Origin of the sequence: Citrobacter sp. Cm038 (genome assembly GCF_030333105.1) — a bacterium.
GTDB lineage: Bacteria > Pseudomonadota > Gammaproteobacteria > Enterobacterales > Enterobacteriaceae > Citrobacter > Citrobacter murliniae.
In genome coordinates this window covers 214,647-238,292 of the sequence record NZ_JAOWGO010000025.1, presented here as the reverse complement: position 1 = coordinate 238,292, position 23,646 = coordinate 214,647, and the positions used below count along the sequence as shown (strand labels likewise).

The following is a 23,646-nucleotide window of genomic DNA, read 5'->3' as shown; positions in this document are numbered from 1 at the left end:
AAAAGCGCCCACAGGCGCTTTTTTAACAGAAAAAGATGGCTTAACCGATGTATTCCAGACCATTCATATAGGGACGTAATACTTCCGGAACCTGAATGCGGCCATCAGCTTGCTGGTAGTTTTCCATCACAGCAACCAAGGTACGTCCCACAGCCAGACCAGAACCGTTCAGCGTATGCACTAAACGCGTCTTCTTGTCGGATTTGTTGCGGCAACGAGCCTGCATACGACGTGCCTGGAAATCCCACACGTTTGAGCAGGAGGAGATCTCGCGGTAAGTATTCTGCGCCGGGATCCACACTTCCAGATCATAGGTTTTGCATGCGCCAAAGCCCATGTCACCAGTGCATAGAATGATCTTACGGTACGGCAGTCCCAGCAGCTGAAGTACTTTCTCAGCATGGCCTGTCATCTCTTCCAGTGCGTCCATAGAATCTTCCGGACGAACAATCTGCACCATTTCAACTTTATCAAACTGGTGCATACGGATCAGACCACGAGTATCACGACCGTAAGAGCCGGCTTCAGAACGGAAACATGGCGTATGCGCGGTCATTTTGATCGGCAGTGCATCTTCGTCAATGATCTCATCGCGTACCAGGTTGGTCAGCGGGACTTCTGCCGTTGGGATCAGCGCATAGTTACTGCTATCGGCTTCTTCGTCCAGCGGACGCGTATGGAACAGATCACCGGCAAACTTCGGCAACTGACCTGTACCGTACAGCGTGTCATGGTTAACCAGATACGGAACGTAGTTTTCGCTGTAACCATGCTGTTCGGTATGTAGATCCAGCATGAACTGAGACAGCGCACGGTGCATACGTGCAATCTGCCCTTTCATTACCACGAAACGAGAACCCGTTAGCTTAACCGCAGCAGCGAAATCAAGACCGGTATGCATTTCACCCAGCGTGACGTGATCGCGAACTTCGAAATCAAATTCGCGAGGAGTACCCCAACGGCTGACTTCGATATTGTCATTTTCATCTTTACCCACCGGAACTTCGTCCGCTGGCAGGTTAGGAATGGTCAGTGCAATATCGCGGATCTCGGCCTGCAAGGCATCAAGTTCAGCTTTCGCGGTATCCAGCTCTTCGCCCAGTTTGTTCACTTCCAGACGTAAAGACTCGATATCTTCTCCGCGCGCTTTTGCCTGGCCGATGGATTTCGATCGAGAGTTACGCTCTGCCTGCAGGTTCTCTGTTTGTACCTGCAGAACTTTACGACGCTCTTCAAGAGCGCGCAGCTTATCTACATCCAGCTTAAAGCCCCGGCTTGCCAGTTTTTCAGCGACTGCGTCTGGCTCATTACGCAGCAGATTGGGATCGAGCATGCTTATCCTGTGCTTATCGAATTAAAATAGGAGAAAGTGACCACAGCCTGCGATCACAGGGATACATTGCCAACATTACCGCAACGATCGCGCTAACGGTAGCGTTTTATAGGGCTATTTTGATCCTGCCCGGCAAGCCAGGCGAGCTTTTCGCCAATCTTACCCTCAAGACCTCTGTTTGTGGGGTGATAATAGCGCGTTTGTGCCAGTTCCTGCGGAAAGTACTCTTCACCGGCAGCATACGCATTCGGCTCATCATGAGCGTAGCGATATTCCTGTCCGTAGCCCATTTCTTTCATCAGTTTCGTCGGTGCATTACGCAAATGCACAGGCACATCATAATCCGGACGCTCGCGGGCATCAGCCAACGCTGCTTTATAGGCGGTATAGACTGCATTACTTTTCGGCGCACAGGCCAGATAAACTATCGCCTGAGCTATCGCTCGTTCGCCTTCTGCAGGCCCTACGCGAGTGAAACAATCCCATGCTGAAATTGCCACTTGCATAGCCCGTGGGTCGGCATTTCCCACATCTTCAGAAGCAATTGCCAGACAACGGCGCGCGACGTATAACGGATCGCCACCGGCGGTAATGATCCGTGCATACCAGTAAAGCGCCGCATCCGGTGCGCTGCCGCGTACCGATTTGTGTAACGCCGAGATCAGATCGTAAAAGCGATCGCCTTTATTATCAAAGCGCGCGCTGCGCTCCCCGGCAATCTCAGTCAGTAATGCTGTCTGTAAAACACGTTTTCCGCTGTCATCGACTTCGGCCATATCAGCCATCATTTCCAGCGTGTTCAACGCCCTTCGCGCGTCACCATTCACCAGTTCCGCAATCGCCCGACGTGTTTCATTCGGCAGGACAATATCCTGTTCCCCGTAGCCACGTGCTTTATCTGTCATCGCCTGGTCCAGCACCTGCTCAATATCTTCGGTGGTTAACGATTTCAGTAGATAGACACGCGCACGCGACAGTAATGCCGAGTTAAGTTCAAAAGAGGGATTTTCGGTCGTGGCGCCAATAAATGTAATGGTGCCATCTTCGATATGCGGGAGAAACGCGTCCTGCTGGCTTTTATTAAAACGATGAACTTCATCCACGAACAAAATTGTACGCCGACCTGCATTGCGGTTCTGACGCGCACGCTCAATGGCCTCACGAATTTCTTTCACACCAGAGGTGACCGCCGAAATGCGTTCAACATCTGCATCAGCGTAGCGAGCAATCACTTCGGCGAGTGTTGTTTTACCCGTACCGGGTGGTCCCCACAAGATCATGGAGTGCAGGTGCCCTGCCTCAATGGCACGCGGCAAGGGCTTGCCTGCGGCCAGCAAATGCTGCTGGCCGATATACTGTGCTAAATTTTCTGGCCGCATACGCGCGGCCAGTGGCTGAAAGGTATTATCAGAAAAATCGAGCGACAGATTGCCCACTCACGCGCCTCTACTTACGTTGATCGTCCACCGTCACACCTTGTGGCGGGGTAAAGGTGAATTTTGATGGTTCAATTGCACCATTCTGCTGAGACTTCAGCTGATAGCTACTGCGTTGATCGTCCTGCTCGACAGCACTGAACTGATGGATTGTTCCATCACGCCCGACATTAATGGTGAACTGCTTCAGATTACCGCTGCTGGTTTTCGGGGTCAGCACAAAGTCATCACCGTTTTGCTTGATATTGTATTGTTGCCAGTCGCTGGACTGGTTGCGCGCAATCAGCATAAACGGTGTATTCCCCGTGGCATCTTTCAGCCAGGTGGCCGTTGCTTGCTCAACAAACGGGTTAAAGAACCACAGCGTTTTGCCATCGGATACCAGAATGCTCTCGTCAGGCTGTGTCATATGCCAGTTAAACAGGTTCGGACGTTTAACCCATAAGTCACCCTGACCTTCCTGTACTGCCGCTCCGCTGCCATCCGTCACCTTCTGGGTGAAGCTGGCATGGAAACTACTGACTTTATCCAGACGGCTTTTCAGATCGCTGGCAGCATCAGCCCAGACGCTGCTAACCACAAAGCTCGACAGTAATGCACAGGTGATTGCGATTCTTTTCATCGTTATTCCTCAAAATACGTCACTCCCGACGGGGAGATCCCTCTGCTATCCATTCCAGGCCAAAAATCAGCATGAGGAAAGTAGAAAATACTGAATTACTTAACTTTGCAATCAATCGAAGGGAGGCGGCGCCAGCACTTCACGATTACCATTATGTCCCTGCTCACTGACAATTCCCTGCGCTTCCATCTGTTCAATGATGCGTGCCGCACGGTTGTAACCAATACGGAACTGACGCTGAACGCCGGAGATTGAGGCTTTACGTTTCTCCGTGACAAATTTGACGGCCTGGTCAAACAGCGGATCCAGCTCTTCACCACCGTCAAAACCACCACCACCGCCTTCGCTTTCGCTGTCGGAGGTAATGCCATCGACGTATTGTGGACGCCCACGCGCTTTCCAGTCCTGAACAACTGCATGCACTTCCTGGTCGCGCACAAATGCGCCATGCACACGCACTGGCATAGTGGAGTTAGGCCCGGAATAAAGCATATCCCCCATGCCCAGCAGAGACTCTGCGCCACTCTGGTCGAGGATGGTGCGTGAATCAATCTTACTGGAAACGGTAAAGGCGATACGGGTTGGAATGTTGGCTTTAATCAAACCGGTAATAACATCAACCGACGGACGCTGAGTCGCCAGTACCAGGTGGATGCCCGCCGCACGTGCTTTTTGTGCCAGACGAGCGATGAGTTCTTCCACCTTTTTACCGACGGTCATCATCAGATCAGCGAATTCATCTACCAACACGACGATATACGGCAGTTTTTCCAGCACAGGATGCTGAACGTCCATGCTATCGCCAGGTTTCCAGTACGGGTCAGGAATCGGACGCCCCATACGGGCTGCTTCAGCGATTTTCTCGTTATAACCAGCAAGGTTACGTACGCCAAGCGCCGACATCAGCTTATAGCGACGCTCCATTTCATTGACGCTCCAGCGCAAAGCATTGGCCGCATCTTTCATATCTGTAACAACTTCAGTCAACAGATGCGGGATACCTTCGTAAACGGAAAGTTCCAGCATTTTCGGGTCAATCATGATAAAGCGGACATCTTCCGGTTGTGCCTTGTACAGCATGCTGAGGATCATGGCGTTTACCCCAACCGACTTACCGGAGCCGGTGGTTCCTGCAACCAGCAGATGAGGCATTTTTGCCAGGTCAGCAACGACCGGCTCGCCTGCAATATCTTTACCCAACACGACTGTCAGCGGAGATGGATTTTCGCGGAACTTCGCGTTATCCAGAACTTCACGCAGATAGACGGTCTGACGTTTTTTATTCGGCAGTTCCAGTCCCACATACGGTTTACCTGGAATCACTTCTACCACACGCACCGCAACGGTCGACAACGAACGAGCCAGGTCGCGGGAGAGGTTAGAAATACGTGCAGCTTTCACACCAGGGGCCAGGTTCAGTTCAAAACGGGTAATAACCGGACCCGGTGAATAGTTCACGACATCAGCTTTAATGCGGAAATCCGCCAGTCGGGCTTCAACCAGACGCGCCATTTGCTCCAGAGCAAAGGTATCCACTGGTTCAACTTCACTCGGCGGTGGCGTCAACAGATCCAGCGAGGGCAGCGGTGTGGTTGGACGTTGTACCGGGCGGCTGTCACCATTACGCATCAGTAATGGATGGATCAAGCTATCCTGCGGCTGCGGTGCTACAGGTTGTGGCGGCTGCTGATAATGCTGCTGCGGCGCTACAGGCTGCGGCGGCTGCTGATAATGCTGCTGCGATGCTACAGGCTGCGGCGGCTGCTGATAATGCTGCTGCGGTGCTACAGGTTGCGGCGGTTGTTGATATTGCGGCGCTGGTGCAGGCTCCTCCGGCATCACGCTCGGGGTAAACAGCGGCTCATGCGGGCCGTCATCGACCAGAGCTTTCATCGGTGAGAATGCAAAGTCATCCAGTGAGAACGGATTAGCGCCCGCAGGTTGTTCGCCGGAATAGCGCTGCTGTTGGGAAGATGCAAACTGACGGGCTAACTCCGCTTCTGCAGCAGAATCTTCATCCTCAGCTTGGTTTGTACCGTCCTGATACTCTTCCCCATAACGATGCTGTTGGGACTGCGCGAACTGACGTGCCAGCTCATCCTGATGCATTGCATCAATTTCATCGTCACTATATTGCGTATCCGAATCAATTTGCTCTTCACGCGCTTTTTCTTCAGCAATTCGCTGCGACGGTAATTTTATGCCATACGAGGCCAGTTCACGACGCGTTGGCACGCGGACACGGTTCGGGCGTGGCAACTGCGGTCCAATACCTTCTTTCACCTGCGGACGTGGCGCACCACCAGCCAGACTAAACACAGGTGCGGCAGCAACGGCAGCCCCAGTAGCCAGAGCTGCATTTTTCGCCCCTGTGGCCATTGGTGCAGCGGCAACGACAGACTCAACTGGCGGTATGGCGGCAGTTGTCGGCATAGACGGTTTCACCCGTTCTGGCTCTGTCACAGGTTCCGGAATTGGCTGATACCATGCTGCGAGTTGTTCACGTTCGCGCGCACGTTTCTCTTCCACTTCTTCAAAATAGTAGAGCGGAGGGCGAGCTGGTTTAGTCTCTTCAACAACCGGTTCCGGCTCAACAACAGGTGGCGGTTCAACAATGGATTGCTGATGAACAACTGGTTGCGATGGAATAGTCTCCTGCTGATAGACAGACTGCGGCTGGAGAGGAGCATTCTGCTGATAAACCGGTTCAGGTTGCCAGCTTTGTTCCGCTACCGGCTCTTGCGTCTGCCAGGGCATTTGCGATTCTGGCATCATCGGCTGCTCATAACCAACGTCAGCCACAGGAGGAACGGCATATTGCGGTTGGGGCTCAACAGGCGCCGGTTGTTGCCACGCTTCATAAGGTTGTACAGATGGCTGTGCGTACTGATTTGGCTGCGGATACCCTTCTGGTCCAGGCGCGATAGCCGGTTCACCAGTCTGTGGCCCCGGCGCAGATTGCCATGCAACTGCAGGAGCAGGCTGAACAGGAACTGTGCCCGATGCAGGCGGGGTTTGCATCAATGGGTCAACGGGAGCGCTCCAGGCCTGCGTTGCTGCAGTGGCCGCCGCAGCAGCTGCCACTGGCTCTGCTACAGAGTGTCCATTGAGCAGCGGATCGAATTCATCATATTCTGGCAACGTCGCCCGATTTCCAGAGAACAGGACATCATTAGGATCGGCAACGACGCCACGGGCGCTGTATTCTATTTCATCTTCATCATCCATGCGTTTGCCGGAGAACAGCGCAGCATCGGTGTGACGCCCAAGCGGGTTGGTAAATTTTTCAGCCAGGCGCTTACGGCGCGCTAATGCGCCGCGAAGAATACGTGCCCGACGCGATTCATGCGGTTTTCCTTCGGCCGCGTCGACAAACTCGTCGTCTTCATATTCTTCATCATCGACCCAGGTATCATCACGACGAGTTCGGTTGCTGGCAAATGTCAGAATATTTAGCAGCCAGCCCCCTAATTTCTCCGCAATACTCACCCATGACCAGCCGGTAAACAGAGTTAACCCAGCAGCCCAGATACATAACAGTGTGAGCGTTCCCCCGCTGCTATGCAGCAGGGGTTGCAAAGTGGTACTTAGCAAACTGCCAATCACGCCACCGGAGGCGAAATACCAGATGTCGTCGGCATTGATTGCCGCCAGTCCGCAAGAAGTAAGAATCAGCGCCAGAACGCCGATAATGCGAAGCGACACGGCAAAATAATCAACGTATTCATCACTGGCCTGATGCCGCCAGGCAAACCAACAGCCGCCAACAATGATTACGGGAATGGTGTAGGCCATGACGCCGAAAATAAAGAACAGCGTGTCCGCCAGCCATGCGCCGGGTATTCCCCCCAGATTATGAATAGGCTCGTGCCACGCGGTTTGCGACCAGCTGGGGTCCGAAGGGTTAAAGCTGAGTAAGGCAGCCATCAACCAGACGGCAAAAAGGGCAATAAGGATGAGTAGCGCTTCCAGAAGTCGGCGCCCGCTGCTTAACTTCGTCAATGTGACGTCTTTGTCTTCAGTGTATTCCTGGCTCAAAAACGGCTCTCCAGGTTTCAGGCTTTTCCTGCCCGATGCTAAAACGGACAACAGCACCGGGTTACCCCGGCACTGTTGCTGTATGGATTAACAGGAGTGTAATCAAACTGAGTCGATTTTGCACCTGTTCCGTGTTAGCGCGTCTTAATAACCAGACGATTGCTCTGTTTTACTTCTTCCATAACCACGTAAGTACGTGTGTCATTCACGCCAGGCAGACGCAGCAGGGTTTCCCCTAATAGCTTACGGTAAGCTGACATATCCGGTACGCGTGTTTTCAGCAGGTAGTCGAAATCACCGGACACCAAATGACATTCTTGAATTTCTTCAAGTTTTTGTACTGCAGAGTTAAATTGCTCAAACACATCCGGGGCGCCACGATTCAGAGTAATCTCAACAAAAACCAGAAGTGATGCATCCAGATAATGCGGGTTCAACAGCGCTGTATAGCCCTGAATAAACCCCTGTCTTTCCAACCGACGCACACGCTCAAGGCAGGGCGTTGGTGAAAGTCCCACTCGTTTAGAAAGCTCGACGTTAGAAATACGCCCATCCTTTTGCAGCTCATTAAGAATGTTACGATCGATACGGTCGAGATCTTTGCCAGGGCGCTTCTTACTATCTACCATTATTATTGTCTCTCTGTATTCCTTCCCTACTCCTGCCTGACTCTACAAACATCACTGTTTAGAGCCGCTACCCATCATAATAACCCGAAACCCAGAGGGATTTACGGTGCGCAATGCCTGGGTTTACGGTGAGAAGACCGTTGCCTGTCGGCGGCTATCGACATCACGAATGGCATCTGTCCACGCCATGCGTAGATTTCGCTAACTCGGTAAACATGTTATCTACATGCATGATTATGCAGCATATACATGACACAGTTTTTTTCTTCCTTGAATGTTTTCGCAAAACAGCAGGGGATTGTCAAAGCAAAACATCGATTTTTAGTACAACATGCCAGTTATTCATTGGGAGTGATGGAAAATCGTCATTTTATCACCTTATAACTGACCGATTTTAAGTAGAAATCGTTATAATATTACCGTCGTTTTTAGCAATCATCGGTTTCTGCTATTACACATATTGTTAACAAAATCGCCATACTCTTTTTTTACGTTCGTAAATTCCCTACAATCCTGCTCATTGCCTGCCAACAACTATGGGGATCTCATGGGCACGACCAAACACAGTAAACTTCTTATTCTGGGCTCAGGCCCTGCGGGATACACCGCCGCGGTCTATGCTGCGCGTGCAAACCTGCAACCGGTGTTGATTACCGGTATGGAAAAAGGTGGTCAGTTGACCACAACGACAGAAGTGGAAAACTGGCCTGGCGATCCGCACGATCTCACTGGCCCGTTGCTGATGGAGCGTATGCATGAACACGCGACGAAATTTGAAACCGAAATCATTTTTGATCACATCAGTAAAGTTGATCTGCAAAATCGTCCGTTTCGCCTGACCGGTGACAGCGGCGAATATACTTGCGATGCACTGATTATCGCCACTGGCGCTTCAGCACGCTATCTTGGTTTACCTTCAGAAGAGGCATTTAAAGGCCGCGGCGTTTCCGCCTGTGCGACCTGTGACGGTTTCTTCTATCGTAACCAAAAGGTTGCGGTTATTGGCGGTGGTAATACCGCTGTAGAAGAAGCATTGTACCTGGCGAATATCGCTTCTGAGGTTCATTTGATCCACCGTCGCGACAGCTTCCGTGCTGAGAAAATCCTCATCAAACGTTTGATGGATAAAGTCGAGAACGGCAACATTGTGCTGCACACTCACCGCACTCTGGAAGAAGTTACCGGCGATCAAATGGGTGTGACCGGACTGCGTCTGCGTGATACCCAGAATACTGACAACGTTGAGTCTCTCGACGTCGCAGGATTATTTGTCGCTATCGGCCACAGCCCGAACACCGCCATTTTCGACGGTCAGCTTGAACTGGAAAACGGCTACATCAAAGTCCAGTCCGGCATTCATGGCAATGCAACGCAAACCAGCATTCCTGGCGTATTCGCAGCCGGCGACGTAATGGATCATATCTATCGTCAGGCGATTACCTCGGCAGGTACGGGGTGTATGGCTGCCCTCGATGCTGAACGCTATCTTGATGGTCTGGCTGACGCCTGCAAATAGTTTTTACAAATCAGTAACAAAAGTAAAAAAGGCGACTATAAGTCGCCTTTATTTTTGCCTCGTTGTAACATTGTCCTGCCCAAAAATTCCAATAACTCACCTGCTAAGCGAGCAATGAATAAAACCCGTCAAAAAGAGCTAACCCACTGGTTAAAACAGCAAAGTGTCATTTCACAACGCTGGCTAAATATTTCACGTCTGCTGGGATTCGTGAGCGGGCTGTTAATTGTCGCTCAGGCCTGGCTCATGGCTCGTATTCTTGAGCATATGATCATGGACAACATTCCCCGAGAGGCCCTTCTTCTCCCCTTCATCGTGCTGGTATTGATATTTATCCTGCGTGCTTGGGTTGTCTGGTTACGTGAGCGAGTCGGTTTCCATGCGGGACAACACATTCGCTTTGAAATTCGCCGTCAGGTTCTGGACCGCCTACAGCAGGCAGGTCCGGCATGGATACAAGGTAAACCCGCCGGAAGTTGGGCTACCCTGGTGCTGGAACAGATTGACGATATGCATGATTACTATGCGCGTTATCTGCCGCAAATGGCGCTTGCCGTCTGTGTACCTATATTGATTGTGGCAGCAATTTTCCCTTCAAACTGGGTAGCCGCCCTTATCCTGCTGGGCACCGCACCGCTGATCCCGCTCTTTATGGCAATGGTCGGTATGGGAGCAGCAGATGCTAACCGTCGTAATTTTCAGGCACTTGCCAGACTCAGTGGCCATTTCCTCGACCGCTTAAGGGGCATGGAGACGCTGAGAATATTTGGTCGCGGAGAAGCTGAAACAGAAAGCATTCGCGCCGCATCGCAAGATTTTCGTCAGCGCACCATGGAAGTCCTGCGTCTTGCGTTCCTTTCCTCGGGTGTACTGGAGTTTTTCACGTCACTGTCGATCGCCCTGGTGGCGGTTTATTTCGGTTTTTCTTACCTCGGCGAACTCAACTTCGGTCATTACGGAACTGGCGTAACGCTGGCTGCTGGTTTCCTGGCTCTGATCCTTGCCCCAGAATTTTTCCAGCCTTTGCGCGATCTGGGTACGTTTTACCACGCGAAAGCACAAGCGGTAGGTGCTGCAGATAGTCTGAAAACATTCATGGAAACGCCGCTTGCTCACCCTGAGCGTGGTGACATTGAGTTAGCAGCAAAAGAAGCCGTTTCGATTGAAGCGGAAGATCTGGTCATTACATCGCCGGAAGGCAAAGTTCTGGCTGGGCCACTCAATTTTTCTCTGCCAGCAGGTCAACGTGCGGTGCTGGTTGGTCGTAGTGGCTCAGGTAAAAGCTCCCTTCTGAACGTTCTGTCCGGTTTTCTCTCTTATCAGGGGTCATTGCGGATTAACGGCTTTGAGCTTCGCGATTTATCGCCTGACTCCTGGCGTAAACAGCTCTCATGGGTCGGTCAAAACCCGCAACTTCCCGCCGCGACGTTACGAGATAATGTGCTGCTGGCACGTCCTGATGCCAGTGAACAACAGCTTCAGGCCGCGCTCGACAATGCCTGGGTAAGCGAGTTTTTACCTTTGCTTCCTCAGGGTGTAGATACGCCAGTAGGCGATCAGGCGGCTCGACTTTCTGTCGGACAAGCACAACGCGTTGCCGTTGCCCGCGCTCTGCTTAATCCGTGTCAGTTACTGCTGCTCGACGAACCCGCTGCCAGCCTTGATGCTCACAGTGAACAACGCGTAATGCAGGCATTGAATGCCGCATCACGCCGCCAGACCACGCTGATGGTGACGCACCAACTCGAAGATCTTGCCGACTGGGATGCTATCTGGGTCATGCAGGATGGACAAATCGTCGAGCAAGGCACTTATGCTCAACTTAGCGCAGCCAACGGCGCTTTTGCGACGTTGCTGGCTCACCGTCAGGAGGATATCTGAATGCGCGCCTTGCTACCCTATCTGACGCTGTATAAACGTCACAAATGGATGTTAACGCTAGGTATTGTTCTGGCGATAATCACGCTGCTGGCAAGTATCGGTTTGCTGACCCTGTCAGGCTGGTTCCTTTCCGCCTCCGCAGTTGTTGGCGTGACCGGGATTTACAGTTTTAACTACATGCTCCCGGCGGCAGGCGTTCGGGGAGCAGCAATCACCCGAACCGCAGGCCGTTATTTTGAGCGACTGGTCAGCCACGACGCGACATTCCGCGTGCTGCAGCACCTGCGTATTTATACCTTTAGCAAACTGCTGCCGCTTTCTCCTGCTGGTCTGGCCCGGTATGGCCAGGGGGAGTTGCTTAACCGTGTGGTTGCTGATGTCGACACGCTCGATCATCTCTATTTACGCGTGCTCTCCCCGCTAACAGGGGCATTTGTGGTCATCGTGGTAGTGACGCTGGGACTTAGCGTTCTCGATCTAACTCTGGCGATCACACTTGGCGGTATTATGCTGCTCACCTTGTTTATTTTGCCCCCAATCTTTTATCAGGCCGGAAAAAGCACCGGGCAAAGTCTGACGCATCTGCGCGGTCAATATCGTCAGCAGTTAACTTCATGGTTGCAGGGGCAGGCTGAACTCACCATTTTTGGTGCCAGCGAACGCTATCGTACACAAATGGAAGCGACGGAAATGCAGTGGCATGAAGCTCAGCGTCGTCAGTCTGAATTAACCGCGCTGTCCCAGGCTGTCATGCTACTCGTTGGCGCTCTGGCCGTAATAATGATGTTATGGATGGCCTCTGGCGGTGTGGGCGGAAATACCCAACCGGGTGCACTGATTGCCCTGTTTGTCTTCTGCGCGCTGGCTGCTTTTGAAGCTCTGGCGCCTGTCACCGGGGCGTTTCAGCATCTTGGCCAGGTGATTGCTTCGGCTCTGCGTATCACTGAACTGAGCGAACAGCAGCCGGAAGTCACCTTCCCTGAGGCGGGCTCCTCGGTCACTGAACAAATAACGCTCACGCTGCGCGACGTTTCTTTCAGCTACCCTGGACAGGCGCAAAACGCGCTGGATACTCTTTCCTTGCAGGCTAAACCCGGTGAGCATATTGCGATTCTTGGTCGTACCGGCTGCGGAAAGTCAACGCTTCTGCAATTGCTGACGCGTGCCTGGGACCCACAAAGCGGCGAAATTCTGATCAACGATCAGCCAATTTCGGCCTTAAGTGAATCCAGTCTGCGTCAAAGCATCAGCGTTGTGCCGCAACGCGTGCATCTGTTCAGCGCGACATTACGCGATAACCTGCTGCTGGCCGCACCACACGCCAGTGATGAGGTATTGTCCGGAATGCTCAGCCGGGTCGGTCTGGAAAAGCTGCTGGCGGATGATGGACTTAACGCCTGGTTAGGTGAAGGTGGTCGTCAACTTTCAGGTGGCGAACTCCGCCGTCTGGCCATCGCTCGTGCATTGTTGCACGATGCCCCATTGATGCTGCTGGATGAACCCACCGAAGGGCTGGATGCCACAACAGAAAGCCAAATGCTTGAATTAATTGGCGATGTGATGCGAGATAAAACCGTACTGATGGTTACGCATCGTCTGCGCGGGCTGTCACGTTTTGATCAAATAATAGTGATGGACAACGGACACATTATTGAGCAAGGTAATCACGCAGATCTGTTAGCCCGGCAGGGTCGTTATTACCAGTTTAAGCAACGTCTGTAAGCTATTATTGAACGATCCGACTCGCGTAGTGGAGTTTCGCTGTCATGCGCCTGGTGCAACTTTCTCGTAATTCTATCGCCTTCCCGTCGCCGGAAGGCGCTTTACGCGAACCTAACGGTTTGTTGGCGCTTGGCGGCGATCTCAGCCCTGCCCGCTTGCTCATGGCATACCAGCGCGGGATTTTCCCGTGGTTTTCACCTGGCGACCCGATCCTCTGGTGGTCACCCGATCCGCGAGCTATTTTGTGGCCTGAGACATTTCATATTAGCCGCAGCATGAAACGTTTTCATAAACATTCACCTTATCGCGTAACTCTCAATTATGCATTTGGCCAGGTTATTGAAGGCTGTGCAAATGACCGGGAAGAAGGCACCTGGATAACGCATGATGTGGTTGACGCATACCATCGACTCCATGAACTGGGCCATGCTCATTCTATTGAGGTATGGCGGCAAAACGAATTAGTGGGCGGTATGTACGGCGTATCACAAGGTACACTTTTCTGTGGCGAATCGATGTTCAGTCGTCAGGAAAATGCTTCCAAGACCGCACTGCTTGTATTTTGCGCTGAATTTATACGTCAGGGTGGAAAACTCATCGACTGCCAGGTGTTAAATAGCCATACAGCGTCGCTGGGCGCAGTTGAAACTCCCCGGCGGGAGTACCTTGAACACCTGAGCAGACTGCGCCAGCAGCGGCTACCCAGCCATTTTTGGGTGCCGAGAACGTTATTTTCACCTCAGGTGTGAATGTTTTCGGCACATTTTTTGTCGGGGTGTTATAATTGTGCCGCAGAGTTGGTTTAGCCCATTACCCCGCCGCCGTTAAGGAACAGTTCGCGTCAGGCAACGCCTATCGTTTATCTCATCGTTCCCTTACACGTTGCGCTTTTAGTGCGGCTTTGCCGTGTGTGGTTAGAGTAATGCGCCAAACCTGATTTGCTGTGTTTTAAACGCGCAAATCTTTACTTATTAAAAGAACTTCGGCATTATCTTGCCGGTTCAAATTACGGTAGTGATACCCCAGAGGATTAGATGGCCAAAGAAGACAATATTGAAATGCAGGGTACCGTTCTCGATACGTTACCTAATACCATGTTCCGCGTAGAGTTAGAAAACGGTCACGTGGTTACTGCACACATCTCCGGTAAAATGCGTAAAAACTATATCCGCATCCTGACGGGCGACAAAGTGACTGTTGAGCTGACCCCGTACGACCTGAGCAAAGGCCGCATTGTCTTCCGTAGTCGCTGATTGTTTTCACGCCAGACCGGCGTCCAGATAATAAAAGGTCGGTTTAGCCGACCTTTTTTGTGGATCGGGGTTAAGTATTTAATCCTCGATCATTCGCGCATATTCTTCCGTCAGGAAATCCACCAATGCGCGTACCGACGGCAATAATCCCCGGCGTGATGGAAAGACTGCGTGAATAATCTCTCGCTTAGGTTCCCACCCGTCCAGTAATGCCACCAGTTCACCCGCCGCTAATTGATCTTTTACCATCAGTTGCGGAAGTTGAACAACACCAACTCCCGCTATCGCCGCTTCGCGTAATGCCAGCATATCAGTAGTAATCATACGCGGCGTAAAATGAACCTCCGCACGCGCGCCCTGTGGGCCAAATAACTCCCAGCGATGAACATGTTTACCGGATGCCAGACTCAGGCCCGGCCAGCGAGTCAGGTCTGCTGGAGAGTGTAAAGCGCCCATTTGAGCTATTAATGTCGGGCTGGCATACAGCCGATGTCCCCTGTCCGCAAGCACCCTCATGACCAGATCGCTGTCCTCAAAAGGGCGTGGCCTGACGCGAATCGCAACATCCAGACCTTCCCCTACGACATCAACCCGTCGGTTCGTGGCCTCAAGCTGTACCGACACATCCGGATAACGCGCCATAAACCTGGCCAGCATGGGACCAATATGCACATGCAGCAAAGTGACCGGACAGGTCAGTTTTACAATTCCACGCGGCTCAACCTGCAACGCGGCAATAGCATCCTGTGCCGCCTGCGCTTCCACCAGCATCGCCTTACAATGCTCGTAAAATGTCTGTCCAACTTCAGTGACATTAAATTGCCGGGTAGTTCGTTGAATCAAACGGACGCCCAGTCTCTCCTCCAGTTGCGCAATTCGTCGGCTGAGTTTTGATTTAGGTTCATCCAGCGCTCGCCCGGCAGCAGCGAATCCCCCCTCTTCGACGACATGAACAAACCACGCGAAATCATTGAGATCCAGCTTCGCCATCGCATTGTCCTATTAATGAGACTGTGAAGACTATTTTAGCGACTACTCAGCTCGCTGTCATGAATATAAGCTTATTCACATCAAGCTAATGCCCATGAGGAGACAAATATGAAACAAGTAACAGGCGTCTACACAGCACCTCGCCCACACTGGGTTGGCGATGGATTCCCGGTTCGCTCAATGTTCTCTTACCAGTCTCATGGTGAGCAGTTAAGCCCTTTCCTGCTGCTGGATTATGCCGGTCCGCATACATTCACGCCGGGTAGCGAAAAGCGCGGCGTGGGAGAGCACCCTCATCGTGGCTTTGAAACGGTGACCATTGTTTACAGTGGTGAAGTTGAACATCGCGATTCAACGGGTCGCGGCGGCGTTATCGGCCCGGGTGACGTGCAGTGGATGACGGCGGGGGCCGGGATCTTACACGAAGAGTTCCATTCGCCTGAATTTACCCGTAAAGGCGGCGAGCTGGAAATGGTACAGCTGTGGGTGAATCTGCCAGCAAAAGACAAAATGACTGCGCCGGGTTACCAGGGTATCAGCAGCGACGTCATCCCTACGGTCACCCTGCCAGATGATGCTGGTACTGTTCGCGTTATTGCGGGTAGCTATCAGGACATAAAAGGTCCGGCACATACGTTCTCCCCGTTAAATGTCTGGGATATGCACCTGCAACGCAACCATCAGGTCATGTTGCCCCAGCCTGAAGGATGGAGCACCGCGCTGGTCGTACTGAAAGGAAATATTAGTGTCAACGGCACCACGCCCGCGAGTGAAGCGCAGCTAGTGGTATTAAGCCAGCAAGGTAAAACAGTACACATTGAAGCCAGCAGCGATGCCAGCGTGCTGCTTCTATCTGGCGAACCGTTGAATGAGCCGATTGTAGGTTACGGCCCGTTTGTGATGAACACGAAACAAGAAATCGCTGAAGCCGTACGCGATTTTAACTCCGGCTGCTTTGGCCAAATCTGAATCGAAGGAGAATACGATGTCCAGTCCTGCAAATTTTAATGGTTCACGCCCGGTCATTGATGTGAATGATTCGATCATGCTGCTTATCGATCACCAGAGTGGACTCTTCCAGACCGTAGGCGATATGCCAATGCCGGAACTTCGCGCTCGTGCCGCCGCGCTGGCGAAAATGGCAACTCTGGCGAAGATGCCAGTGATTACAACCGCATCTGTCCCACAAGGCCCCAATGGTCCATTGATACCGGAGATCCACGCCAACGCGCCACATGCCCAATACGTGGCGCGTAAAGGTGAGATCAACGCCTGGGATAACGAAGACTTTGTTAATGCTGTAAAAGCGACGGGGCGTAAGACTCTGATTATCGCCGGTACCATTACCAGCGTATGCATGGCTTTCCCGGCCATCAGCGCGGTTGCGGAGGGTTATAAAGTCTTCGCCGTGATCGACGCATCGGGTACATACAGTAAAATGGCGCAGGAAATCACCCTCGCGCGTGTTGTTCAGGCTGGTGTCGTACCAATGGATACCGCAGCAGTCGCCTCCGAACTGCAGGGTACATGGAACCGTGAAGACGCCGCAGAATGGGCGGAAGTGTATACAAAAGTATTCCCGGCTTATCAGTTACTGATCGAAAGCTACAGCAAAGCCCAGGAGGTCGTGACAAACGGCGAAAAACTGGACTCTCAGCGCTAATAATATTCTCCGTGCTTGTCAGAGCGAAGAATATGTACATTGCGTGACCAAACGAGTATGAACGCGTAAATTCTGCTTGACCGTTTTAGCGCAACTCCCTATAGTAGCGCCCCGTTGCCCCCCAAGCGGTCAGGCAGCAATACAATATGGTGAGGTGTCCGAGTGGCTGAAGGAGCACGCCTGGAAAGTGTGTATACGGCAACGTATCCGGGGTTCGAATCCCCGCCTCACCGCCATATTTGAAGAAGAGCTCGTACGCAAGTACGGGCTTTTTTTTCGCCTGTTGCACCCAACCAGGGGGATAAGAATCCCCGGCCGGGGTTCGACAACTGGCGCAGCCAGTTGGACAGACCGCGAACGCAGAGAGTGGGCTGCCCCAGAGGGGCGAGCGAAGCGAGTCAATCCCCGCTTCACCGCCATATTTGAAGAAGAGCTCGTACTCAAGTACGGGCTTTTTTTTCGCCTGTTGCGCATGTCAGATACGATGCAAGCAGCGCATCCGGCATTCTCGTTGATGAAAATGAATTATCGTCTGCTGAGCAACGTTAACACTTCATAATGGGCGGTATGAGGGAACATATCGAATATCTGCACGCGTTCAATGTGGTATTCCGACAGCTCGCGAATATCTTTTGCCATCGTTTGCGGATTACAGCTGGAATACACAATAAAACGTGGCGCCATTCTGGAGAGAAAATCACACAGTGGTTTTCCAATTCCACGACGCGGTGGATTAACCAGCACCAGATCAGGCACTTCTTCCTGCGCCGTGGCAAATTGAGTCGAGTCCAGCGCCTGGAAATGCAGGTTCTGTAGCCCGAGTTTCTGGGCAGACTGTTTTGCACAGGTAATCGCCTCTGGCGCGATTTCAATACCCGTCAGTTTCATCTGTGGCGTAGCGCAATGCAGACCAAAGCCCCCGACACCGCAAAATAGATCCCACATATGGTTAACCGGAAGCTGACGGACCCAGTTACGGGCCGTGGCATATAAACAGCTGGCCACCTCCGGGTTGGTCTGAAAGAAGCTCTGCGGGCGTATCCACAGCGGAACATCGTTGAAACGTTCTGCCAGCGCCTGCTGTTCTGTCAGGAAGATTTCCATCTCCCCTTCCATAATCGCCATATGCACCGGCTGAATATTGGCCGTAATCACCTTCAACTGTGGCAGTTGTTCCTGCAGCCACGGCAGCGCAGTGCGCAGCTGTGCCAGTTTAGCGTCTGAACGTAAGACAAAACGCAGCATCATGCCGCCATCGAACTGACTTTCGGTTAACAGAATATATTTGAGCTCTCCCCGCTTGCGTGCAACGTTGTAAGGAGTAAGCCCTGCGCGCGCAATGAAGGGCTTTAACACTGCAAATACCGGGGAAAATGAAGTGGGATAGAGCGGGCAATCGCACAAATCCTCTGGCGTGCCGTCGCGATGCAGCATACCCAACAGCGGTTTTTCCACGCTGCCGCTGACCACCATTTTAGCTTTATTACGAAAAGCGCTTTCCGCACCACTGACCGGTGCGCACCATTCCCCGACCGAAAAATCGACCAGCAAATTCTGGAGATCGGCTGTTTTAGTGGAGAGTTGATCGCCAACTGGCTGTGTTATCCACTGACAGGAACGACAGCGTCCGGCGTCATAAAGTGCGCACTGCATACGGAAACCTTCAAATTAACAGGGGCGAAGATTATACACGTTATTGCAAACGGAAGAACCGCCGACTGGACGCAGGAACAAAGAGAAGCAGCAACACCAGCATATCCGGCAATTTTTGCATCACCAGCGTGTGGAATATTTCGCGCTTAGACTCCCCTGCGATACTGAACAGTTCCGGATACCCGTAACCGAGTGACGCCGCCCACAGGTAACCTGAGGCAATCACCTGGGTAAGCAAGTAGAGCCAGCGTGCCCAGTTACGTCCTTTCACCAGGGAGAATGCACAGTAAATTTCAATAAAAACCAGCACCAGGCTGCTCAAAAATACCAGCGTCAAATCCCAGGTCTGCACGCTGCGATGAATAAACTCGCTCGTCCCGCGAACACCAAGCGTATTAAAAATCATCAACAGATCGAGGCAACGGATCATGATAATAGCAAGCGCCGCCACCTGCACCAGAGCAGGTACGTTCAGGCGTGCATGTGATGTGGATGATTTCTTAAAAAATCCCAACGCGTCGTCTTCCGTGAAAACGGTGCAACGGGAAACGCTGCACCGTGTAGACAGGTTGGCAGATTTTAGTTTTTTCAGCTGCGTCTTGCACGCTGGATATCGCGTAACCGTTGTTTTTCTGTTCGCGCCATCAGATACCACGCGATAAATCCGATAATTCCTACCACACCAAGGATGAGCGTAGCCAACGCGTTAATCTCCGGATTGACCCCCATACGTACGCTGGAGAACACCAGCATTGGCAGGGTCGTCGCTCCCGGACCAGACACAAAACTGGCGATCACCAGATCATCCAACGACAGCGTGAAGGCCAACAACCAACCGGAAATTACCGCTGGCATAATCATCGGCAACGTGATGACAAAAAAGACCTTCACCGGCGTCGCACCAAGATCCATCGCCGCTTCTTCAATTGAGTGATCCAGTTCGCGCAAACGCGAAGAGATAACCACCGCAACATACGCCGTACAGAACGTGACGTGCGCCAGCCAGATGGTCAACATGCCACGATCCGCAGGCCAGCCAATCGCATGTGCCATTGCCACAAACAACAACAACAACGATAAACCGGTAATGACATCCGGCATAACCAGTGGCGCGGTAATCATAAAGGCAAAACCATTAGATCCACGGAAACGACCAAAACGCACCATCACGACAGCGGCAATAGTACCGAGGATCGCCGCCATCGTCGCAGCACAAGCTGCAATCGTTAAGCTCATACCAACTGCACTTATCATCGCAGTATCGTGGAAAAGCTCGCCGTACCAGCGCGTTGACCAACCAGCCCAGACCGTCACCAGTTTGGAGCTGTTGAACGAATAGATAACCAACATCAACATCGGTGCGTACAGGAAGGTAAATCCCAACACCAGAATAAAAATACGCCACGGCGAGCGAACGACCGGTAAGTTATTCATCCGTGTTCCCCCACGCTTTTTTGCTGATATTTATGGAACCACATGATCGGCACAATCAGTAACAGCAGCATAATAATGGCGACAGCGGATGCCACCGGCCAGTCACGATTGTTGAAAAACTCCTGCCACAACACGCGACCAATCATAATGCTGTCCGGGCCACCAAGCAGCTCAGGGATCACGAACTCTCCCACCGCCGGAATAAACACCAGCATTGATCCGGCGATGATCCCTCCCTTGGTCAACGGCACAATCACGCTAAAGAAGGTTTTCAACGGTCTGGCTCCCAAATCCAGCGCAGCTTCCACCAGCGAATAATCAATGCGCGTTAATGCGGTGTATATTGGCAGCACCATAAATGGCAAATAGGCATAAACAATCCCAATATAAACTGCCAGATTGGTATGCAGGATCGTCAGTGGCTGATCGATAACGCCGAGCCACATCAGGAAATTATTCAATACCCCGTTATTTTTCAGGATCCCCATCCAGGCATACACGCGAATCAAAAAAGAGGTCCAGGACGGCAGGATCACCAGCAATAGCAAAATATTACGCGTTGACGGTTTACTGTGCGCCACGGCCCATGCCAATGGATAGCCCAGCAACAGGCAACAGATCGTCGAAATCCCCGCCACCTGCAAAGACTGCAGATAAGCATCAAAATAGAGCGGATCATCCGTTAGCTGCAGGAAGTTGCCCAGATTGAGCGTAATGGATAATTGGTCATCAGCCCAGCCTACAAGGTCAGTATACGGGGGAATAGCCCGCGCCATCTCTGACAGGCTGATCTTAAAAACAATCAAAAACGGCAACAAAAACAGGAGCACCAGCCAAACATACGGCAGCGCAATCACCAGCTTGCGCCCGTGCTTCATCTGCATCCGCGACATAAACAGCGTGAAACGACCCGCTTTGTCCACACGAGCCGGAGGTTCAAGTGTACTCATCTTCACTCCTTAAACCGTCAACACCACACAGCTGTCCGCATCCCAACACAAACGTACTTCATCGCCCCAGGTCGGTAGCCCCTTGCGATAGCGATGTTCGTTTTGTAACTGGGCGCTCAACATCTGGCCGCTTTTTAAACGTACGTGGTATACAGACAAATCACCGAGATAGGCAATGTGTACGACTTCGCCCACCGCAAAGTTATAGCCATCAGCCGGAGGGGCTTCACAGAGCATGATTTTTTCCGGGCGCAGCGCAACATACACTGGCACGTTATCAACAATGGAAACATCGGCATCCACTTTCAGCGGATGAACCAACCCAGGGGAGTCAATAACCAGACCATCTTCCTGACGATCTTTCAGTAGACCTTCAAAAACGTTTACTGAGCCGATAAATTCCGCGCTGTAACGCGTGGTCGGATGCTCATATATTTCTTCAGGCTCGCCGATTTGCACAAACTTGCCACGATTCATAATCGCAATGCGACCCGCCATCGTCATGGCTTCTTCCTGATCGTGTGTCACCATCACGCAGGTAACCCCTACACGCTCGAGGATATCAACCACTTCCAGTTGCATACGGTCACGTAGTTTCTTATCCAGAGCCCCCATCGGCTCATCCAGCAGCAACAGCTTCGGACGTTTTGCCAGGCTTCGCGCCAGCGCCACACGCTGACGCTGACCGCCGGAAAGCTGGTGCGGTTTGCGTTTGGCAAATTCCTGCATATGCACCAGGCCTAACATCTCGTTCACGCGACTGGTAATTTCAGCTTTCGGCAACTTGTCCTGCTTAAGGCCAAAGGCAATGTTCTGCTCCACCGTCATGTGCGGAAACAGCGCGTAGGACTGAAACATCATATTTATCGGGCGCAGATAAGGCGGGACATGCGCTAAATCAACACCATCCAGCATAATTTGCCCGGTAGTCGGCAGTTCAAACCCCGCCAGCATGCGTAGCAGAGTCGATTTGCCGCAGCCGGATGCGCCAAGCAGGGCAAATATTTCACCTTTATAGATTGTGAGGCTGACATCATCGACGGCGTGCTGGCCATCAAATGACTTGGTCAGGTTACGAATTTCAAGGAGCGGGGTCAGCGCTTTACGGGTCTTCGCCTGTGGGCGGGAGGTTGCATCATTCACTCAAGTGCTCTCCGGCATAAAACAAAAAAACGGTGCAAATAACGCACCACAATGGTGCGTATTGCCGGGTTATACGTGTTCGGGTATCAATGCAGCCCCGGCGGGCACAAATACCGCCGGGTCATGTCCCAAACATCGGGTTATTTCCCGCTTTTCACCTTCGTCCAGGCACGGGTACGTACACGATCGATCTTCGGATCCTGCACTTTCAGCGTGAACATCTTGGCTCTTACATCCGCAGGTGGATAGATACCCGGATTGTCCCGAACCTCAGGGCTGACCAACGCCGTCGCTTCTTTGTTAGCATTCGCGTAGAACACGTGATCGGAAATATGGGCAATCACATCCGGACGCAGCAGGTAGTTGAGGAACTGATATGCTTCATCTTTGTTTTTAGCATCCGCAGGCATCGCAAAAACGTCGAAGAACGCCATCGCCCCTTCTTTTGGAATTGAGAAGGAAATATTGACACCATTTTTCGCTTCCTTAGCACGGTTAGCGGCCTGCCATACATCCCCTGCCCAGCCGATTGCTACGCAGGTATCGCCGTTAGCCAGATCGTTAATGTATTGAGAAGAGTGGAAGTAGCGAATGTTCGGACGCAGCTTCAACAGCAGGTCCGTCGCCGGCCCGGTGTAATCATCTGCTTTGGTACTGTTTGGATCTTTCCCCAAATAATTCAGCACAGTGGCAAATACTTCTTCGGGCGCATCCAGGAAAGAAACACCGCAGCTTTTGAGTTTTTCAAGATTTTCCGGTTTAAGGATCAGATCCCAACTATTAACCGGCGCATCAGCCCCCAGAACCGCTTTAACTTTATCCACGTTGTAACCAATACCGGTGGTTGCCCACATATACGGCATGGCAAACTTATTGTCAGGATCGTGTTTCGCTACCAGTTTCAGCAGTTCGGGATCGAGGTTCTTCCAGCCAGGAAGTTTACTTTTATCCAGCGGCTGAAATACGCCCGCAGTGAGTTGACGCTCAAGAAAGCTGGCTGAAGGTACCACCAGATCAAAACCGGTGCTGCCAGCCATCAGCTTACCTTCCAGCACCTCGTTGGAGTCGAATACGTCATAAACCACTTTAATCCCGGTCTCTTTTTCAAAATTCGCCACCGTATCCGGAGCGATATAATCAGACCAGTTATAAATATGCAGTGTTTTTTGTTCAGCAGCGAGCGTGCCGGCAGAGATAGCCATCAGAGCACCCGCAACCAGGCCTGATAACCATTTTTTATTTAAGGCGGTCATAATCTCTTTCCTTCTGAAAGTTCGTTAACAAACGAACAAAAAAGTCACACTCCACGATATGCAAGAAATGTGCATATTTTTTCATTGGGCACCGATGAGAAGAAGGGCTTCTCCCCATGCCGCTATGGCT

19 protein-coding genes and 1 tRNA gene are annotated in these 23,646 nt (G+C 51.9%); 8 read left to right on the top strand and 12 right to left on the bottom strand.

Annotation, left to right across the window (positions count from 1 at the left end; genetic code table 11):
• Nucleotides 1-40: 40 nt before the first annotated feature.
• The 5 genes from serS to lrp all read right to left on the bottom strand — a co-directional run bounded on the left by serS (nt 41) and on the right by lrp (nt 8,058).
• Nucleotides 41-1,333: a serine--tRNA ligase gene (gene serS / locus OGY01_RS20665; RefSeq protein WP_045441250.1), complete on the bottom strand. Its 1,293-nt coding sequence runs from the start codon at nt 1,331-1,333 to the stop codon at nt 41-43.
• 92 nt (nt 1,334-1,425) lie between these two features.
• Nucleotides 1,426-2,769 carry a replication-associated recombination protein RarA gene (gene rarA, locus OGY01_RS20660; protein WP_286493608.1) on the bottom strand — a complete coding sequence of 448 codons (1,344 nt, stop codon included), beginning with the start codon at nt 2,767-2,769 and terminating at the stop codon, nt 1,426-1,428.
• A gap of 10 nt (nt 2,770-2,779) precedes the next feature.
• Entirely contained in the window at nt 2,780-3,391 is a 612-nt protein-coding gene (gene lolA / locus OGY01_RS20655; protein ID WP_040233939.1) for an outer membrane lipoprotein periplasmic chaperone LolA, read from the bottom strand.
• Nucleotides 3,392-3,502: 111 nt separating this feature from the next.
• Complete coding sequence (locus tag OGY01_RS20650) at nt 3,503-7,429, bottom strand: DNA translocase FtsK (RefSeq protein ID WP_286493606.1); 3,927 nt, start codon at nt 7,427-7,429, stop codon at nt 3,503-3,505.
• A gap of 134 nt (nt 7,430-7,563) precedes the next feature.
• On the bottom strand, nt 7,564-8,058 hold the full coding sequence (gene lrp / locus OGY01_RS20645; RefSeq protein WP_002439523.1) for a leucine-responsive transcriptional regulator Lrp: 495 nt from the start codon (nt 8,056-8,058) through the stop codon (nt 7,564-7,566).
• A 547-nt stretch (nt 8,059-8,605) separates the two neighbouring features.
• Here lrp and trxB point away from each other — a divergent pair.
• The 5 genes from trxB to infA all read left to right on the top strand — a co-directional run bounded on the left by trxB (nt 8,606) and on the right by infA (nt 14,430).
• A complete protein-coding gene (gene trxB, locus OGY01_RS20640) occupies nt 8,606-9,574 on the top strand; it encodes a thioredoxin-disulfide reductase (protein ID WP_045441247.1) in 969 nt (322 codons plus the stop codon).
• Between the two features lie 114 nt (nt 9,575-9,688).
• Entirely contained in the window at nt 9,689-11,455 is a 1,767-nt protein-coding gene (gene cydD, locus OGY01_RS20635) for a heme ABC transporter permease/ATP-binding protein CydD (protein WP_286493603.1), read from the top strand.
• Nucleotides 11,456-13,177 carry a heme ABC transporter ATP-binding protein/permease CydC gene (gene cydC, locus OGY01_RS20630; protein WP_286493602.1) on the top strand — a complete coding sequence of 574 codons (1,722 nt, stop codon included), beginning with the start codon at nt 11,456-11,458 and terminating at the stop codon, nt 13,175-13,177. It begins immediately after the preceding gene.
• Between the two features lie 44 nt (nt 13,178-13,221).
• Nucleotides 13,222-13,926 carry a leucyl/phenylalanyl-tRNA--protein transferase gene (aat, locus tag OGY01_RS20625; RefSeq protein WP_200010726.1) on the top strand — a complete coding sequence of 235 codons (705 nt, stop codon included), beginning with the start codon at nt 13,222-13,224 and terminating at the stop codon, nt 13,924-13,926.
• A gap of 285 nt (nt 13,927-14,211) precedes the next feature.
• A complete protein-coding gene (gene infA / locus OGY01_RS20615) occupies nt 14,212-14,430 on the top strand; it encodes a translation initiation factor IF-1 (protein WP_002211347.1) in 219 nt (72 codons plus the stop codon).
• A 78-nt stretch (nt 14,431-14,508) separates the two neighbouring features.
• On the opposite strand, the gene OGY01_RS20610 is transcribed toward infA, so the two are convergent.
• Nucleotides 14,509-15,420 (bottom strand): LysR family transcriptional regulator, encoded by a 912-nt coding sequence (locus OGY01_RS20610; protein WP_045441243.1) that lies wholly within the window; start codon nt 15,418-15,420, stop codon nt 14,509-14,511.
• A gap of 108 nt (nt 15,421-15,528) precedes the next feature.
• On the opposite strand from OGY01_RS20610, the gene OGY01_RS20605 reads away from it, so the two are divergent.
• From OGY01_RS20605 to OGY01_RS20595, 3 genes are all read left to right on the top strand, one after another.
• Nucleotides 15,529-16,389, top strand: coding sequence for a pirin family protein (locus tag OGY01_RS20605; protein WP_286493600.1), 861 nt, complete (start codon nt 15,529-15,531; stop codon nt 16,387-16,389).
• Between the two features lie 16 nt (nt 16,390-16,405).
• On the top strand, nt 16,406-17,083 hold the full coding sequence (locus tag OGY01_RS20600; RefSeq protein ID WP_045441241.1) for an isochorismatase family protein: 678 nt from the start codon (nt 16,406-16,408) through the stop codon (nt 17,081-17,083).
• A 148-nt stretch (nt 17,084-17,231) separates the two neighbouring features.
• Nucleotides 17,232-17,319, top strand: a tRNA-Ser gene (locus tag OGY01_RS20595).
• 289 nt (nt 17,320-17,608) lie between these two features.
• Here OGY01_RS20595 and rlmC read toward each other — a convergent pair.
• The 6 genes from rlmC to potF all read right to left on the bottom strand — a co-directional run bounded on the left by rlmC (nt 17,609) and on the right by potF (nt 23,516).
• Complete coding sequence (gene rlmC, locus OGY01_RS20590; RefSeq protein WP_286493598.1) at nt 17,609-18,736, bottom strand: 23S rRNA (uracil(747)-C(5))-methyltransferase RlmC; 1,128 nt, start codon at nt 18,734-18,736, stop codon at nt 17,609-17,611.
• Nucleotides 18,737-18,776: 40 nt separating this feature from the next.
• On the bottom strand, nt 18,777-19,304 hold the full coding sequence (locus tag OGY01_RS20585; RefSeq protein ID WP_144243096.1) for a YbjO family protein: 528 nt from the start codon (nt 19,302-19,304) through the stop codon (nt 18,777-18,779).
• 20 nt (nt 19,305-19,324) lie between these two features.
• Nucleotides 19,325-20,170 (bottom strand): putrescine ABC transporter permease PotI, encoded by an 846-nt coding sequence (gene potI, locus OGY01_RS20580; protein WP_045441238.1) that lies wholly within the window; start codon nt 20,168-20,170, stop codon nt 19,325-19,327.
• Entirely contained in the window at nt 20,167-21,120 is a 954-nt protein-coding gene (gene potH, locus OGY01_RS20575; protein WP_045441237.1) for a putrescine ABC transporter permease PotH, read from the bottom strand. Before potH ends, potI begins: the two co-directional genes overlap by 4 nt.
• A 9-nt stretch (nt 21,121-21,129) precedes the next feature.
• The gene (gene potG / locus OGY01_RS20570) at nt 21,130-22,263 is read right to left on the bottom strand and encodes a putrescine ABC transporter ATP-binding subunit PotG (protein WP_048221773.1); all 1,134 of its coding nucleotides are present in this window, start codon (nt 22,261-22,263) and stop codon (nt 21,130-21,132) included.
• Between the two features lie 140 nt (nt 22,264-22,403).
• The gene (potF, locus tag OGY01_RS20565; RefSeq protein ID WP_045441235.1) at nt 22,404-23,516 is read right to left on the bottom strand and encodes a spermidine/putrescine ABC transporter substrate-binding protein PotF; all 1,113 of its coding nucleotides are present in this window, start codon (nt 23,514-23,516) and stop codon (nt 22,404-22,406) included.
• Nucleotides 23,517-23,646 lie beyond the last annotated feature (130 nt).